The sequence below is a fragment of the Oceanospirillum multiglobuliferum genome (assembly GCF_900167095.1).
Classification (GTDB): Bacteria; Pseudomonadota; Gammaproteobacteria; order Pseudomonadales; family Halomonadaceae; genus Oceanospirillum; species Oceanospirillum multiglobuliferum.
Genome location: NZ_FUXG01000040.1, coordinates 5,398 through 6,794 on the forward strand (window position 1 = coordinate 5,398; position 1,397 = coordinate 6,794).

1 pseudogene is annotated in these 1,397 nt (G+C 49.0%); it reads left to right on the top strand.

The features are described 5' to 3' along the window. Positions 1 to 343: 343 nt before the first annotated feature. A pseudogene (locus B5D26_RS15900) lies at positions 344 to 1,397 on the top strand (hypothetical protein); the annotation flags it as partial.

A 1,397-nucleotide genomic window follows, 5' to 3' on the forward strand; every position in this document is an offset into this window, starting at 1 on the left:
CCTACGTTGGGTTATGGTGTTTTGGCTTGGGTGTTAAGGGTTTGTTGTAAGGTGCATAAGAGGTGAGGTACGAACCGCGTCATGCACCAAACGAATCGTAATATCATTGCAATAGTTAAATTTGAGTATTTATTCTATTGATTGATCGTTAATGTTTAACATTATAAAGCCTGTTTTTTGTGGCATACAACCTAACAATTAATAATTTTATTCAAATCGCCACACAAGTCACAAATAGTGTTTTTTTTATCGATATGGTCTTGCTAATAAGAAATATTCTATCCATATTATATGATGTGTGAAACTTAACAGGGGGCAACCCGACCCCCAAAGGCTGTGACTGATGAGTGATGATAATAACTTACTAAATGATGGCACTTTGCCACCACCACCACCAGATGGTTCTTTGCCACCACCACCAGATGGCACTTTGCCGCCACCACCAGATGGCACTTTGCCGCCACCACCAGATGGCACTTTGCCGCCACCACCAGATGGCACTTTGCCGCCACCACCAGATGGTACTTTGCCACCACCACCGACTGGTGATGGTTCTTTGCCACCACCACCGACTGGTGATGGTACTTTGCCACCTCCACTTTTCCCACCATTCCCCACGGATGGTCAGGAACCAAAACCACCAATTGATGGTCAGCCGCCAATTTTCCCACCATTCCCCACGGATGGTCAGGAACCAAAACCACCAATTGATGGTCAGCCGCCAATTTTCCCACCATTCCCTACGGATGGTCAGCCGCCAATTTTTCCACCATTCCCTACGGATGGTCAGCCGGGTGGTAATCCACCTCCGCCACCACCACCTGGGCCTGTGTTCCGCCCAATTCAACCTGATTTAGAGCAGAAGTTCTCAGGTACAGGGGCGAATGCGGCAGATACAGCGGCTTTTATTAAAGACAACATGAATAACCCGAACGCACTGTACGAGTTTATTCAGCAGAAAGGTTTGGGCTTTGGTCTAGTAGCTGAGTTGTTTGATGGCATGCGTGAAGAAGATGTCGCAGGCTTCTTTGGTAGTCATGGCTTAGGCCCTGGCCTACCGCCAAAACCGCCAGTAGATGGTCAGCCGCCGTTGCCGCCAATTGATGGTCAGCCGGGTGGTAATCCACCTCCGCCACCACCACCTGGGCCTGTGTTCCGCCCAATTCAACCTGACCTAGAGCAGAAGTTCTCAGGCACAGGGGCGAATGCGGCAGATACAGCGGCCTTTATTAAAGACAATATGAATAACCCGAACGCACTGTACGAGTTTATTCAGCAGAAAGGTTTGGGCTTTGGTCTGGTAGCTGAGTTGTTTGATGGTATTCGCGAGGAAGATGTCGCAGGCTTCTTTGGTAGTCATGGCTTAGGCCCTGGTCAACCGCCAAAACCGCCAGTAG